Origin of the sequence: Negativicoccus succinicivorans, assembly GCF_018373335.1 — a bacterium.
GTDB lineage: Bacteria > Bacillota > Negativicutes > Veillonellales > Negativicoccaceae > Negativicoccus > Negativicoccus succinicivorans_A.
In genome coordinates this window covers 1-15,786 of sequence record NZ_JAHAHH010000021.1, presented here as the reverse complement: position 1 = coordinate 15,786, position 15,786 = coordinate 1, and the positions used below count along the sequence as shown (strand labels likewise).

At 47.3% G+C, this 15,786-nt stretch carries 12 protein-coding genes, 1 tRNA gene and 1 CRISPR repeat array; of the genes, 12 read left to right on the top strand and 1 reads right to left on the bottom strand.

Annotated elements, in window-relative coordinates; translation table 11 throughout:
• The 7 genes from KH813_RS02745 to KH813_RS02715 all read left to right on the top strand — a co-directional run.
• The coding region (locus tag KH813_RS02745; RefSeq protein ID WP_303992924.1) for a metal ABC transporter ATP-binding protein at positions 1-641 on the top strand (641 nt) is incomplete at its 5' end.
• Positions 625-1,530, top strand: coding sequence for a metal ABC transporter permease (locus tag KH813_RS02740; protein WP_303992926.1), 906 nt, complete (start codon positions 625-627; stop codon positions 1,528-1,530). The genes KH813_RS02745 and KH813_RS02740, both read left to right, overlap by 17 nt.
• A complete protein-coding gene (locus KH813_RS02735) occupies positions 1,514-2,635 on the top strand; it encodes a metal ABC transporter permease (protein ID WP_303992922.1) in 1,122 nt (373 codons plus the stop codon). Before KH813_RS02740 ends, KH813_RS02735 begins: the two co-directional genes overlap by 17 nt.
• A 579-nt stretch (positions 2,636-3,214) precedes the next feature.
• Positions 3,215-7,390, top strand: a complete 4,176-nt coding sequence (cas9, locus tag KH813_RS02730) for a type II CRISPR RNA-guided endonuclease Cas9 (RefSeq protein ID WP_303992919.1) — start codon at positions 3,215-3,217, stop codon at positions 7,388-7,390.
• Positions 7,387-8,160, top strand: a complete 774-nt coding sequence (gene cas1 / locus KH813_RS02725) for a type II CRISPR-associated endonuclease Cas1 (protein ID WP_303992917.1) — start codon at positions 7,387-7,389, stop codon at positions 8,158-8,160. The genes cas9 and cas1 overlap by 4 nt, the downstream gene beginning before the upstream one ends.
• A complete protein-coding gene (csn2, locus tag KH813_RS02720) occupies positions 8,091-8,681 on the top strand; it encodes a type II-A CRISPR-associated protein Csn2 (protein WP_303992915.1) in 591 nt (196 codons plus the stop codon). Before cas1 ends, csn2 begins: the two co-directional genes overlap by 70 nt.
• 24 nt (positions 8,682-8,705) lie before the next feature.
• Positions 8,706-9,334: direct repeats of the CRISPR family, unit length 36 nt; unit sequence GTTTGAGAGTAGTGTCATATCCAATCCATCTCAAAC.
• 374 nt (positions 9,335-9,708) lie between these two features.
• A complete protein-coding gene (locus KH813_RS02715; protein WP_303992912.1) occupies positions 9,709-10,803 on the top strand; it encodes a glycosyltransferase in 1,095 nt (364 codons plus the stop codon).
• 30 nt (positions 10,804-10,833) lie between these two features.
• On the opposite strand, the gene KH813_RS02710 is transcribed toward KH813_RS02715, so the two are convergent.
• Positions 10,834-11,463 carry a hypothetical protein gene (locus KH813_RS02710; protein WP_303992910.1) on the bottom strand — a complete coding sequence of 210 codons (630 nt, stop codon included), beginning with the start codon at positions 11,461-11,463 and terminating at the stop codon, positions 10,834-10,836.
• A 138-nt stretch (positions 11,464-11,601) separates the two neighbouring features.
• Between KH813_RS02710 and KH813_RS02705 the strand changes: the two genes are divergently transcribed.
• From KH813_RS02705 to KH813_RS02685, 5 genes are all read left to right on the top strand, one after another.
• A tRNA-Leu gene (locus KH813_RS02705) sits at positions 11,602-11,685 on the top strand.
• Between the two features lie 113 nt (positions 11,686-11,798).
• Positions 11,799-12,272: a YhcH/YjgK/YiaL family protein gene (locus KH813_RS02700; RefSeq protein WP_303992907.1), complete on the top strand. Its 474-nt coding sequence runs from the start codon at positions 11,799-11,801 to the stop codon at positions 12,270-12,272.
• Between the two features lie 121 nt (positions 12,273-12,393).
• Positions 12,394-12,951 (top strand): TetR/AcrR family transcriptional regulator, encoded by a 558-nt coding sequence (locus KH813_RS02695; RefSeq protein ID WP_303992904.1) that lies wholly within the window; start codon positions 12,394-12,396, stop codon positions 12,949-12,951.
• A 5-nt stretch (positions 12,952-12,956) separates the two neighbouring features.
• Positions 12,957-14,147 (top strand): efflux RND transporter periplasmic adaptor subunit, encoded by a 1,191-nt coding sequence (locus tag KH813_RS02690; protein ID WP_303992901.1) that lies wholly within the window; start codon positions 12,957-12,959, stop codon positions 14,145-14,147.
• A 10-nt stretch (positions 14,148-14,157) separates the two neighbouring features.
• On the top strand, positions 14,158-15,786 hold a 1,629-nt coding region (locus tag KH813_RS02685; RefSeq protein WP_303992898.1), incomplete at its 3' end, for an efflux RND transporter permease subunit.

Here is a 15,786-nt window from a genome sequence, read left to right as displayed (position 1 = left end):
GAAAATCGACGTTGATCAAGGCGATATTGGGATTGTTGACTAAAATTTCCGGTTCGGTCAAATTTTATTTAGACGGTCGGTTGGCCGTGTCGCGCGATGATTTCAAGCGGATTGCCTATGTGCCGCAGAGCGGCAGTGTAGACTGGGATTTCCCGACGACGGTACTGGATGTCGTACTAATGGGACGTTACGGTCATCTCGGCTGGTTTAAACGACCGGGGGCGGCGGAGCGGGAGATGGCGATGGATGTGTTGCGGAAAACGGGCATGGAAGCTTACGTTGACCGCCAAATCAGTCGTCTATCGGGCGGCCAGCAGCAGCGTGTGTTTTTAGCGCGCGCATTGATTCAGGAAGCGGATATTTATTTTATGGACGAGCCGTTTAAGGGGGTCGACGCCAAAACGGAAAAGGCGATTGTCGCTTTGTTGCAAGAGATGAAATCACGCGGCAAAACGGTCATTGTTGTGCATCACGATTTGGCGACGGTGGCGGAATATTTTGACTGGGTTACGATGATTAACTTGCGTCGTATTGCGATGGGGCCCGTGGAAGAAGTGTTTACGAGCGAGCACATCGAAGCGGCTTATAATGCTCGCAATCCGTTGCGGCGGGAGGGGTCCCATGCTGTCGCCGCTGAGTGATTATACCTTCCAGATCGTGGCGGCGGGGACCATGCTGTTGGGATTGGCGAGCGGCGTTACGGGAACGTTTGCCGTATTGCGCAAGGAAAGTCTCATCGGAGACGGATTGTCGCATGCGTCGTTTCCGGGCGTAGTAGCGGCCTTCATGTTTTTGGCGGTGAAAGATTTGGAAGTGCTGCTGACCGGTGCGGCGGTCGCGTCCTTGCTATGCATGGCGGCGATCGCTTTGACAGTACGGTATACTAAGGTCAAGTTTGATGCCGCATTGGCGACATTTCTTGCCGCGTTTTTCGGCGTCGGCATGATGCTGATGACGTATGTGCAGCATACGGACAACCCTAATCAGGCGGGGTTGTCGAAGTTTATTTTCGGACAGGCGGCCACTATGCTGGCGCGCGACGTGGAAATTACCGCGGCGGTGGCGGCGATGATTTTACTGCTGGCAGTTATTTTTTGGAAAGAATTAAAACTGGTGGCGTTTGATGCCGATTTTGCGCGCAGTTTACAGCTGCCTGTCAGAATGACGCAATTGGTGTACGGGTTGATGCTGGTGGCCTCAATTATCATCGGCTTGCAGTCTGTCGGCGCGATTTTGATGAGCTCGCTGCTCATCGCTCCGGCGGTGGCGGCACGGCAATGGACGGATAATCTCGGCACCATGGCAGTACTGGCAGGGGGGATCGGGGCGCTGTCTTGCGGTATCGGTACGTATGCCAGCGCGATCGTTAAAGGTTTGCCGACGGGGCCGGCGATCGTCGTTGCCGCCTCAATCGCGGTACTTCTCAGCTTGCTGTTCGCGCCCGGAAGGGGTATCATTGCACGTTACCGGGTGCATCGGGAGGCGCGGCGTCGTTGGAAGGAGGGCGATATCGATGTCCGCCCAAACTGAGATTATCCTTATTGCGATGTTGGCAGCGTTCGCTTGCGCCTTGCCGGGGGTGTTTCTGGTGCTGCGCAAAATGTCCATGGTCGCCGACGCTATCACGCATACCGTATTCTTGGGAATCGTCATTGCATTTTTTGCAACGGAGAATTTAAACTCTCCCTGGTTGCTCATCGGAGCAACGCTCATGGGATGCTTTACCGTGTGGTGTACCGAAAGCCTGCAACGAACCCGGCTGGTCAGTGAAGATGCATCCATCGGGATTGTGTTTCCGTTGTTATTCTCTATCGGTTTGATCTTGGTCAACCTGTACGGCAGTAATGTTCATCTGGATACGGACTCCGTCCTGCTCGGGGAACTCGCCTTTGCGCCCTTTGACCGCGTGCGTGTGAATGGTGCCGATTGGGGCGCTGTGTCCATGTGGGTGTTGGCAGGAATTTGCCTGCTTAATACCGTAGTCATTGTGGCGGCATTCAAGGAATGGAAGCTGGTTACCTTTGATGCGTTATTGGCGGCCATGTACGGATTTTCGCCGATATGGATGCACTATTTGCTGATGACGCTTGTATCCGTGACCGTTGTCGCTTCATTCCAAGCGGTCGGCGCCATCCTCGTTATCGGATTGATGATCGGACCGGCCGCGACGGCCTACTTGCTTACCAAGGACTTGCGGAAAATGCTTGTTTTGGCGGCGAGCATAGGCGCCCTATCCGCGTGGCTCGGTACGGAGATTGCTTTTTGGCTGGATGTTTCGATTGCGGGCGCGATTGCGGGAACAATCGGAGGAGTATTTTTATTGACGGTGATCGCGACACCAAAATCGGGTATTATTGCCCGGTATCGTCGTTTAAAACGACTGCGCTTACAGTATGGAGAAGAAACGGTTTTATTCCATCTGTTGACGCATGAAGGCACCGCTACGCAGGCGCAAGAGGCGGGAGTCGGTACACTTTATGAGCATTTGCGCTGGAAACCGGAATTTGCCGATCTCATTTGTCGTCGTCTCGAAGCGGGTCATTTTGTGCGTATTCATCGTGGCACGGTGCACTTGACGGAGAGCGGACGCGCACGTGCTTATCGTGTTTCGGAAACGCTTTTTGCGGAGCAATAATGATCGAAAGATCGGTCATAGGAGAAAAACTTCTTGTGCGAAAAATGCTGGTCATAAGATGTTGGCAGTGTTGCCGTGTCGAAAAGTAAAACTAAACAAAAAAGACGATGCGAAGGCGTCGTCTTTTTTGTTTAGTGAAATAAATTGGCAATCATAATAAAGCAAGTCAAATATGGAAAATAAAATGCAAGCACTAAAAAAACACTCCGAAGAGTGCTTTTAGTCTACATAGGTAGAGCCCCGAAGGGCGATGTGGATAAATCTTTATTTGAACTCGTAATGCCATATCCTGCCTATATACTAGCGCTTAAAAATCGGCGTGTCAAGTTTATTTTATTCAAAAATCATCAATAAAAATTAATGCGATTATTTTAGTACATAATGCATTACGACGCTTTTTGCATATGGAATCTAATGATTTCGTATGCTATATTTAATTTAATGGAGTAAAAGATCAAAGCGGAGCGCTATTGATAACATAGCGGGCTGGCACGAGCAATGTTACAGTAATGATATAAAAAGGCAGTAGCAAATGTTTATTCTTTTAATCCGCTTGCGGCTATGAGGAGGACTTTCGCGATGAAGAAAAACAACGATTACTATATCGGTTTGGACATGGGAACCAATTCCGTCGGTTGTGCAGCTACCGACACCAAGGGGCGTTTGCTACGGTTCAATAAAAAAGACATGTGGACTTCACGCCTTTTTGAGGAAGCGAAAACAGCTGCTGAGACGCGCACCTTTAGAACGTCGCGGCGTCGGTATGATCGCGTGCGACAACGCATCGAATTTTTGCAGGATGTTTTCGCGCCGATCATCGCTCAAAAGGATTTTGAATTTTTTGTGCGTCTGAACGAAAGTAAATTTTACCCGGAAGACAAGAAGACGGATGGCCGCTTCGCCCTTTTTAATGATGCGGATTTTACCGACGTGGAATACTTCGACCGGTATCCCACGATTTACCATCTGCGCGCGGCGCTGCTTAAGCCGAATCACATTACCGATCCGCGGTTATTGTACTTAGCCATTCATCATATCGTTAAAAATCGCGGACATTTCCTGTTCGCCAGCACAGATATGGAAAGTATTCGCAGTTTTCAAATGGTCTATACGCAACTTTCCGAACATTTGAAATCGATCAATTCGGACTTTGAATTGCCGGTGGATGTACAAGATCAATTTGCCGCGATCTTGTTGAACGAAAAATTGAACAAGCGGGATAAGAAAAAACAGCTGAAAGAACTTTGCCCGCATGAAGATAAACGTTTGGAATACGCCTTCAACGCGATTATTGGCGGGAAAACCAAGTTGAAAGATATATTTGGCGTGGAAGAATATGATGAGGGCACGAAAAAGGCAGTCGACTTTGAAAAGGCGGACTACGACGAGGATAAAGACGAGATTGCGAGCGTAATCAAAGAAAATATCCATGTGCTTAACGCGTTGAAAGCGGTCTATGATTGGACTGTTTTGACGAAAATTTTGGGCGACTATGCGTATATTTCGGAGTCGCAGGTTGCGTTATATAACGCGCATGCAAAAGATTTACGCATTCTGAAAAGCCTCATCAAGAAATATGCCCATTCGCAGTATGCGGATGCTTTCCGTCATGAGAACGTCAAAGGTAACTACGCGAACTATGTCGGCAGCACCAACTATGACAATAAACAACCGGTCATTGACAATCCGTCGGTAACGCAAGAAGACATAAATAAATATTTTGCAGATATTCTCTTGAGCATTGCTCCGAACGAAAGCGATAGAGAGAGTTATCAATATATTACCGAGCGCTTGCATAAAGGCGAAGCTTTGCCCAAATTACGTACGAAAGCGAACAGCGTGTTGCCGCATCAAATCCACAAAATCGAATTGGAAAAAATCCTCGCCAACGCCGCGAAGAATTTTCCGTTCTTACAGGAGAAAGATAGTAGCGGCTATACTGCAGCGCAAAAAATCGTCAAGATTATGATGTTCCGAATTGAGTACTATGTCGGACCGCTCAACACGTATCATCATGTCGATCAAGGCGGCCACGCCTGGATGGTGCGCAAAGCGTCGGGGAGAATTACGCCTTGGAACTTTGACGAAAAAGTAGACAAGGAAGCTTCGGCGGAAAAATTTATCCGCAACATGACCAATAAATGCACCTACTTGATTGGCAAGGACGTCATTCCCAAACAATCGCTTCTGTACAGCAGGTACAAAGTCCTTAACGAATTAAATAACTTAAAAGTCAACGGCGAACCGATTTCGGTCGCTCTGAAACAGAAAATTTACGAAAAACTGTTCAAGAAACAAGTCAACGTCACATTCAAACAACTCAAAACTTTTCTCAAAGCGCAAGGGGAAGATGCCGACGAAATCATTTTAAGCGGTGTCGATGAAGCCGCGCATAAATTCAACAATAACCTCCAGACATACCATAAATTTCATGCGATTTTCGGCGACAAAATCGAATTTGAGCCGCAACGCTCCATGGTCGAAGATATTATTCGCTGGAAATGCCTGATGGGCGATGATATTGCCATGTGGAAACATAAGATCGAAAACGAATATGGCGATCAGATCAGCGAAGAGCAATTAAAGAAAATCACGCGACTTAACTTCAATGGTTGGTCCCGTTTGTCGCAAGAGTTTCTTACCGATGTGCCGGGCGTTGATATCGAATCCGGCGAGGTATACTCGGGTATTATGGACGCTTTGTGGAAAACGAATGAAAACGTTATGCAACTATTAAGTTCCCGTTTTACGTTTGCGGCAGAAGTAAAGAAGCAAAACCAAGGCACCGGTCGGATCGAGAAAATCACGTATGACGAAGTCATGAAAGATACTTACCTGTCGCCGGCGGTAAAACGCTCCGTTTGGCAGGCGATTACTTTAGTCGAAGAGATCCGCAAAATTCGCAAAGCGGATCCGAAACGCATTTTTGTCGAAATGACGCGCCAACCGGACGCGAAAAAGGAACGCAAACTGTCTCGGCGTACGCAACTGTTAAATGCATATAAAGCGATCGGAAATGATATCGCGGAATATGATAAAGAACACGTATCCACACTCATAACGCAACTGGAAAGCAAAAAGGATGAAGATCTGCGCCGGAAAAAATTGTATCTTTACTTCACCCAGATGGGACGTTGCATGTATACGGGAGAACGTATTGATCTTTCTTCCTTATTGCGTGATACCAACAGTAACATCTATGATATCGATCATATTTACCCGCGTTCTCTTACGAAAGACGACAGTCTTGACAATACAGTCTTGTGTAAAAAAGAGATTAACCTAAGGAAAGGTAATAAGAATCTGCATCGTGTTTTCACGGAAAAAGAACTCAAAAAGCAATACGGATACTGGAAGGCGCTCAAAGATAAAAAGCTGATCAGTGAAAAGAAATTTTCACGTCTCATTCGTACTACCAAACTCACCGCCGACGAATTGGCCGGATTTATCAGTCGGCAATTGGTGGAAACCAGCCAAATGGTCAAAGCCACAGCGGATATTTTGGAAAAAATCTATCCGAATGTCACGATCGTTTATGTGAAAGCACGGACTGTAAGTGACTTCCGGCATGACTATGATTTGCCGAAAGTGCGCGTCTTGAATGATTGTCACCATGCTCATGACGCGTATTTGAATATTGTCGTGGGGAATGTCTACTACGAAAAATTCACTAAAAATCCGTTCCGTTTTATTCAAAACCAAAAGGGAAAAGGGGACATCAAATACAATCTTTATCGCCTGTTTGACAAAGACATTAAAGTCGGTGATCGCATTATTTGGAACACCAAAGAAGATTTAGCGCGCGTTAAAGAGATCCTCGAACGGGATACGGTAAATGTCGTGCGCATGCCGGTAGAGCGACACGGAAAGTTTTATGATGCAACCATTAAAAAAAAGAGCACTACAAAGGAAACAATGGTCCTGCCATTGAAAGGTTCCGATGAACGCTTACACGATATTTCCAAATACGGGTATTATATCAAGCCGTCCGGCATGTCATTTATGGTTGTCCAGCACGAGGTTAAAGGTAAGAGACGAGTCATCATCGAACAGGCCTTGTTAGTTTACAAAAATACATTAAAAAGCGAAAAAGATTACGTAAAATATTGTGAAAATGTTTTGAAATTACAAAAACCGAAAGTATTATTTAAAAACATAAAATTCGGTAGCAAGATTTTATTTGATGGATACCCTCTCCTTTTGAAATCGCGGTCGAATACTAGCATTATATTGGCAGACTCGCAATCTCTGTTTCTTGTTAACCGGGAGCTAAACATACTAAAAAGAGTTACAAAGATTTCCGATGATATTGCTCAAAACGTGAAGAGCCGAGTAAAAATAACTGATGAAGAGTGGATTACACTGTGGAAATCTGTGGTTGAGCAAATCGTTACGGGCAAGTTCCGCAATCGCTTAGGAACTTTAAATGGAATACTAAAAGGCAGAAAAATTGAATTATCAGAAGATGAGAAAACGAGATTAAACAAATTGGATTCGAAAGATCAAGAAGAATATTTGAGCCAAATTTTATTAGAACGGTTTTTGAGATTCACCACAAAAGAAAAGACCGACCTCTTACTTAAAGTGATTTCGTTTAGCGGCAATACAACCGGAGTAGATCTTCGTTTGATTGGGGGGGCAAAAAGAACAGGAATTATTACGATTAGGAAAGATATTACAGATCATTCGGTCATTTTAATTAATGAGTCGCCCACCGGTCTCTTTACCAACCGCACTGTTTTGAATCAGCCATGAGCTGGCGCACAGTTGTCATCACAAAGCCGGCCAAACTCGAATTGCGTTTGAACTACATGGTTGTTCGCAGCATCGACCATGTGGAAAAAATAAGCTTGACGGAATTGGGAGCACTGGTGATCGAAACATTGCAGGTGTCGATCACCGGCTCTCTCATCAGCGCGCTTTTAGCGCAAGAAATCAGGATTATCATTTGCGATGAACATCATGATCCGCAGGGGGAAATCCTACCTTATTACGGATGTCATGACTGCTCCCGAAAAATACAGATGCAAATGGATTGGCAGGAGACCACAAAGAAAAATTTATGGCAACAAATTGTCCGACAAAAGATTATGAATCAACGGAAAACATTGGCATATTTTTGTCCGGATGCGACCGATGCAGTGGCGAAGCTGGCACGGTATGAGACGCAAGTCGAAATCGGTGACGCCACGCATCGGGAAGGTCTCGCGGCCAAAGAATATTTTCCCGCGCTCTTGGGAAGAGGATTTACGCGCGCGGCCGAGACGGCGCAAAATGCCGCATTGAACTACGGCTACCAAATTATCATTTCCATTTTTTCCCGTGAAATCAAAATTGCCGGTTACCTTACCGAATTGGGGATTTTTCACGACAGTCAGCATAATCATTTCAATTTGTCATCCGATCTTATGGAGCCGTGGCGACCGGTTGTAGACGCATTTGTCAGAGAAAAAGAATGGGAACAATTTGCCGTGGAGGAAAAACATATGATGCAACGTCTCGTGACGCGGGAAGATTCCTTTTAACCGAAAATTATGAAGAAAAGTCGATTGGAAAATGCCTTTCGATCATTCACAATCCGTTTCAGCTGTGCGAAAATGATCATAAAATGCGCACCGCCTTGTATAAATTACTTGAAAAAGAAGTACAGACGCTAGACTTTGAATATTACAAAGAAGTGGAATCAAAGATATTTCAATTTTTACAGCATGTAAATATGCAATCCGCATATCCGTTCACGATGGCGGACTCTATCGGCATGACAGAGATCTTCAAATTGGGACAATTGCAACTGGAGTTAACTAAAGACTCCGTGCCGGAGCGACTCTATGAATACATCCGCGCATTACGCCGGTTGACAGGCGCGCAATGCGTGGTCATGTATAATGTAAGAAACATATTTACCGATACAGAATCGGAGGTGTTTTTAAAAGAAATTAGCGAACAGGAAATATCTGTTTTATTTTTGGAAAGGAGTGTGCCGCCTATCGTCACAAAATACGAGAAACTATATATAGTGGATCAGGATTTGTGTGAAATCAGCTAATGGTATAAATTAAACACAACATTAGTTTGAGAGTAGTGTCATATCCAATCCATCTCAAACTTCTTTATCGCCTACAATGCTAAAAAGGCAGTTTGAGAGTAGTGTCATATCCAATCCATCTCAAACGGAACAAGAACACCGACCAAGAAAAGGAGCGTTTGAGAGTAGTGTCATATCCAATCCATCTCAAACGAAGATGCGGAGGAAGAATATTATGACTGAGTTTGAGAGTAGTGTCATATCCAATCCATCTCAAACACCGGAGCCGCTTTCACCGAATAGCCACCAGTTTGAGAGTAGTGTCATATCCAATCCATATCAAACTTGTTGAATCGGACAGTACCGACATTGAAAGTTTGAGAGTAGTGTCATATCCAATCCATCTCAAACAAAAAGACATTGTTGGCATTTTCAAAGGAGGTTTGAGAGTAGTGTCATATCCAATCCATCTCAAACGCATGATTTAGATCACTTGCAAAGTGCCAAGTTTGAGAGTAGTGTCATATCCAATCCATCTCAAACTCGGCGGCAATCCCTTTTCGCCAGCGTCCGTTTGAGAGTAGTGTCATATCCAATCCATCTCAAACCGATCACGCAGATAAACGCGGAGTTAATCAGTTTGAGAGTAGTGTCATATCCAATCCATCTCAAGCAATGATGATAACGTCGGACAAACTCACAAAAAATGAAATCGCCAATGCGCACCGGCGAGGCGGTTTTTGTTCAAATATTTATTTGTCAAAAAAGACGCCTGTGGCGTCTTTTTTTATTTGGCTTCAACACGACGGTGCAAAGGGCATGCCCGGAGAGCGGCGAGATAGTTTGCGCGCAGCGTCATATTTTCGTTGTGCCGCAAGGCGAAGGTGGTAGCGTTACATGCGCGGCCCACGTTTGGGGTAATTTTACAGCATATGGTTTAGTCGATTTGGGATCATTTTTACTGTATGCTAATATTTCATTTCGTATCTCTTTCACGGCGACATGCTATACTTATACTAATCGGAAAAACAGTTTATAAAGGAGAAACATGAAGTATAAACCGAAAGTTTGTCTTCTTTCCGCGTCGATCGGGCAAGGGCATGTTCAGGCGGCGCGCGCGGTGGCGGAAGCGTTGAAACGGCATCCTACGGGATATCGCGTGCAATCGTTGGATTTTTTGTCGCGTGATATGATATCGCTTGATTATTGGATGCGCGAGACATATATCAAGATGATCGATTTATTTCCGCTGATCTATGATCTTTTATACCATCAATCGCAACGTCGGCACGGCGGTAAACAGGTTCGCAGTCTGCTGGCGCGCACGTTTCGCAGTCGCATGCGGCATTTGTTGGAAGTGCTCTCACCGGATGCATTGGTGTTGACGCATCCGTTTCCCGCGGCAGCGGCCGCTAAGCTGGTGGAAAAAGGCGAGCTCCATATCCCGATTGTGACGGTGATTACGGATTTTGATTTACACCAATTATGGGTGTATAAAAATATTACGGCGTATTGTGTACCGTCGGTGCAAGTGCGTGACGAACTGATCGCGGCGGGCATTGAAAAAGAACGCGTGTTTGTAACGGGCATCCCGATTATGCAGCGGTTTTACGAGATGAAAAAAGCTTCTCTGCGCGAACCGGGGACCGTGCTGATCATGGGGGGCGGCACCGGTCTGGGGTCGGTGAAGGATATTTTATGGCGCCTGACGCAAGTGGAAGCGGTGCAGCGGGTTATCGTTGTGACGGGACAAAATTTCACGCTGTTTGATGAAATTCAGGAAATGCGAGACGAGTTGCGCGTGCCGTTGGAATTGTACGGATACACGAATGAAATCCCGCGGCTGATGGCTCGCGCGTCATTATTGGTGACGAAGCCGGGAGCGTTGACCACGACGGAAGCGATGACAATGCATTTGCCGATGTTATTGGTGGATGCCATTCCGGGGCAAGAGGAAGCGAACGCGGCGCACTTGGAAAAGATCGGCTGCGCGAAATGGATTTTACGGGAGCAGCTGGTGCCGGTCACACGCGAATTTTTCGCCGGGGAAGCGACTTGGTATACAGGCGATCAACAAAAAACGCAACACAGCGCTCAACTTGTCGCCGATATTATTGATTCGCTGGTAACCTTTGAAAATTGAGACATAAAAAAAGAGCCCTGAGGCTCTTTTTTATTTTGCGGGTGCCGGCGCGGCGGGCAATAATGTGGCACCGCTGATTTGACGATACGCATCATAGACTTCGGCGGCATTTTGCAAACGTTTAATGCGCCAAAAGCCGGTGGAATCTTTCACCATCAACAAATGCAACGGAATGTACCGATCACGATTGATTTCGCGGAGACGGACAAGGACTTCCGCGTTCGTGTCTTTCGATGTCAGCGTTTGGATGTCAGTGACTTCGTAATTGGACGGCGGGGCGTCCTTTTCGTTGGTAAGCAGCGGAATGGAAATGATCGGCGCGGAGTTTTTCTGTTCGACTTGCGAGCGCAAGGCGTGGCTCAGCGCCTGAATAAAAATGGGCCGCATGGCGTACATCAGTGCCGCCGGCATGCTTGTGCCGGCGTTGGCGCTGTCGCGAAAGACATCATCAAAGCCGTCTTGCACCAGCGTATCGATATCGACGCGCCGTTCAAAGCGAGTTAAATTGTGCTCGCGCGCCGCATCAGCCGCGTCCATGACCGCATATTTAGGAGTGCGGATATAGTAACCGTAATAAAATAAAAGAACGCCGGCCACCAGAATAAGGGCGGCAAGAAGTACGTACCACCAGCGATTTTTTTGCCAAGTTGAAGTGTTCACGGAGACCTCCTTACCAGTTGATAAATCTATTTTGACAGCCAACGAAATGATTGTCAAACAAACTGATTTTTACAAAATGCATAAAAAATATTGACGAGCGCGGGCAAAGTATGGTAGTATTGTCACATTGAAAGACGTGCCGGAGTGGCGGAATGGCAGACGCACCTGACTCAAAATCAGGCGGGTAAAACCGTGGGGGTTCAAGTCCCTTCTCCGGCACCATAATTTTCACATATTGACACGAAAAGCCGAGTGACGAAGTCATTTGGCTTTTTTATTTGCGCAAACGACGGGCCAAGCTATAATGAAAGCAAGAGCATAAAGGGGGAATGTACATGTTTAGCGGCGAACTGAGTTTATTGCGGAAGTATCAGGATCATCTACATGAACGCGTTTATAAATATTTGGAGATGCTTCGCAATGCGAATTGGGACGAAATGACAGATGGACGGATGGAGCTGTATGACGGCGATTACATGAATATCGAAACGGGCATGACGAAGTCTGTGGAAGAATGTCGCTGGGAAGCGCATCGCCGCTATTTGGATATCCAGTATGTAGTTAGCGGCGCGGAAAATGTGGAGTGGGCGCCGCTGCTTTTGGGAAAGGTAGAGGAAGACCGCCCGGATGACGATGTGTACTTCTATGCGGCGGAGTCGATTGCATCGGGCGCAACGATTCATCATCAAGCGGGACGCTTCAGCATTTTCACACCGGAGGATTTGCATCGACCTTTGCTGGCGCCGCAAGATCCCGCCTCAATTCGTAAAGCGGTAGTTAAAGTAAGCTTGAAAAATTTACATAAATGAATGAAAAATTCGCAAATAGGCGGCTAATGATTAGCCGCCTATTTGATTGACATTGACTCATAAAGCTTGTTACAATAAACTGGTACTAAAAAAATGATTTAGTTTTCAAACAGAGGAAGTAATGAAAGACAAAATTTTAAAAGTCGCAGAAAAAGTCATTACCCGACGCGGCACCAAGTTTACGATGGATGAGCTGGCCGCGGCGCTCAACATGAGCAAGCGCACATTATATGAACAATTCGCTTCAAAGGGAGAGTTAATTGAGACGATTTTTTTGGTGCGCATGGATCGGTGGGAAGAGTATCACCACAAATTAATGGAGGATGCGGAGATCCCGGTGGAAAGGTTTTTGCATGATTATTTTATTCCGTCGTCCAAAGATTATCCGATTGTAACCAGTGAACTGCTGGGCTTACTGTTACGACATTATCCAAATGTCAAAGAAAAATTGCTTGCGCGTTCGGAAAATGAATGGAAGCGTTTGGAAGCATATCTTACGCGGCAAAACGAGGCAGGGAATATCACGACACCGGATGTTCAGGTGTTGATTTTTATCTTACAATCGCTCATGGTATTCGCGACGAGCAAGTATGTAGAAAATAATGATGCGAAACAATATATGAAGTCTCTGGAAGACAGTATCGCAGTCGTACTTACCGGCATTTTGCCGAAGAAATGAGGAACATGATGAAACGTAAGCATATTTGGATGGCGCTCGGCGCGGTAGTGATCCTGGCGTTGCTTTTTTGGGGGTATGGCGCATACCAGAAAAAAGCGGCCGGCGCGGCAGCGCGACAACAGCCGCCGACGCTTGTGAATGCGTTCACCGCATTCCAGTCGGATACGCCGCTTTTGCAGCAATACAGCGGCCATGTGGAAGCCCAGCAAAAGGTGCCGGTACAGGCGCGCGTGACGGGCTATATTGTCGAAAAATATGTGCAGGGCGGTCAGCAGGTGACGGCAGGGCAGGCGCTCTACCGCATTGACGCTCGTCAATACCAATCGTCATTGGCGGCGGCGCAGGCCAATACGGCGCAAGCTCGCGCGAACTATGAAAGCGCCGTGCAGGATCTGGAGCGGTACCGCACGTTGATTGCACAAGGCGCGATTTCCGATCAGCAATTTACGCGGCAACAGGCACTGGTAGAACAATACCGCGCTGTGGTGGAAGCCAACGAAGCGCAGGCCTCCATTGCCGGCGATAATGTCGCCGATACGGTGGTGCGCGCGCCGTTCAGCGGCACGCTCGGTGTCGATGATTTGCCGGTGGGGAATTTTGTTGCGGCGGGTCAAACACCGTTGGTGACGATTTCATCCACGGATCCGATTTTCGTTACCTTTGATCTGACGGAAGCGGAATATTTAAAAATGACGCAGCGGCAAAATTCGTCCGGCGCGTGGGGACAGGAGTTGAAATTGCAGCTCGCTGACGGTTCGCAGTACGGTGAGACCGGTCAGGTGGTTGTAATCGATCAAGATATGTCAGGCGGCGGTGGCCAATTCATCGTCAAAGCAAGCTTCACGAATCCGCAACAAATACTGCGCCAGGGTATGTTTGTACAGGTGATTTCCGACACGGAAATCGCACGCAACAGTATTTTGATTCCGGAGCAAGCGGTACAACCGTTATTGGACAAGAAAATCGTGACCGTGGTGGATGCGGAACATAAAGTGTCGCAACGCCCGGTGGAAGTGGGTGCGACGTACGGTCCGTATGTCGTCATTACCTCCGGTATTGTCGCCGGTGACACGGTAGTGGTCGAGGGACAAGCCAAAGTACGTAACGGTCAGACAGTCCAAGTGAAAATGCTCTCGCGTGATGAAGTAGAACATCCGCGGACGAAACAGGCAGCTCCTGCTGCCGGCAAGCAGTAAGGAGGAAATTGTGGCAAGATTCTTTATTGACCGACCAATTTTTGCCATCGTTATCGCTCTGGTTATCTCGATCGTCGGCGGTTTGGCGATGTTCGGTTTGCCGGTGGACCGGTACCCGGTCATTGCGCCGCCGAAAGTACAGGTCAGCGCGATGTATCCCGGCGCGAGCTCCCAGGTATTGAGTGAATCGGTAGCGGAAGCGATTGAAAAGCAAATTATCGGCGTGGATGATTTTGACAGTATGGTGTCGTCAAGTTCGTCTATCGGTATGTATTCATTATCCGTTCAATTTGAAACGGGTACGGACGCCGACTTCGCTTCCGTTCAGGTGCAAAACCGAGCGGCGCAGGCGGAAGCCATGCTGCCGGATATCGTGCGGCAATTGGGCTTAAACGTCAAAAAATCAACGAGCGATATGGCCTTGGTCATCAATTTGACCAGTCCGAACGGCACCTATGATCCGACGTTCCTGAAGAACTATTTCAGTTTGAACTACATGGATACGTTGAAATCGATCCCCGGGGTCGGCAATGTTCAGGAGTTCGGCTCCGATTATGCGATGCGCGTATGGCTAAATCCGGCGCGCATGGCGCAATATAAAATTAATGCGAGTGATATCGCCGCGGCCGTGCGGATGCAAAACCAGGAAGCGTCGGCCGGTTCTATCGGTCTAAATCCCTCGCCCGAAACCCAACAGTTTCAATACCAGATTACGGTGGACGGGCGGTTGACGGACCCGCAGCAATTTGAAGAAATTGTACTCCGGTCGAATCCCGACGGCAGCGTGGTGCATTTGAAAGATGTGGCGCGCGTCGAACTCGATGCCGCGGACTATAACTTTATCGCCCGCGCGGACGGGAAACCTACCGCCGGCATCGCTTTTTCGCTGACGAGTGACGCGAACGCGCTGGAAACGATCAATGCGATTAAGGCGGAACTGGCTAAAGCGCAGGAAACGTTCCCCGATGACATGACCTATAATATCGTCATCGACAATACCGATTTCGTTTCGGCCTCTTTGGAAGCGGTATTGCATACCTTTGTGGAAGCGTTGATTTTAGTATTGATCATCGTCTACTTGTTCTTGCAGAACTGGCATTCGACATTGATTCCGATGATCGCCGTGCCGGTATCGTTGTTGGGCACATTTGCCGCCTTTACCGTGTTAGGTTTTACGATCAATACGTTGACGCTTTTCGCGATGGTGCTTGCGATCGGTCTCGTTGTCGACGACGCGATCGTCGTTGTGGAAGCGGTCGAGTATGAAATGCGCTACAATCATAAATCGCCGCGGGAAGCAACGATTCTTGCGATGGAAAAAGTTCAGGGGCCTGTTATCGGCGTCGCGGTTGTTCTGATCGCGGTATTCGTACCGGTTGCTTTTATGGGCGGCATTATGGGCGTACTGTACAAGCAGTTCGCGTTGACGATTGCTGTTTCCGTAGGGATTTCCGCCTTTGTCGCGCTGACCTTGACGCCGGCGCTGTGCGCGATGTTGCTGACGGAAAATGACAATTTGAATAAAGAAACTTTCCATGATCGTTTTTTCCATGCGTTTAACGAGAAATTTGATCGACTCGTCGAATCGTACGGAAACGCGTTGGATAGTTTCGTACATAAACTCGGCGTGGCGATTTTA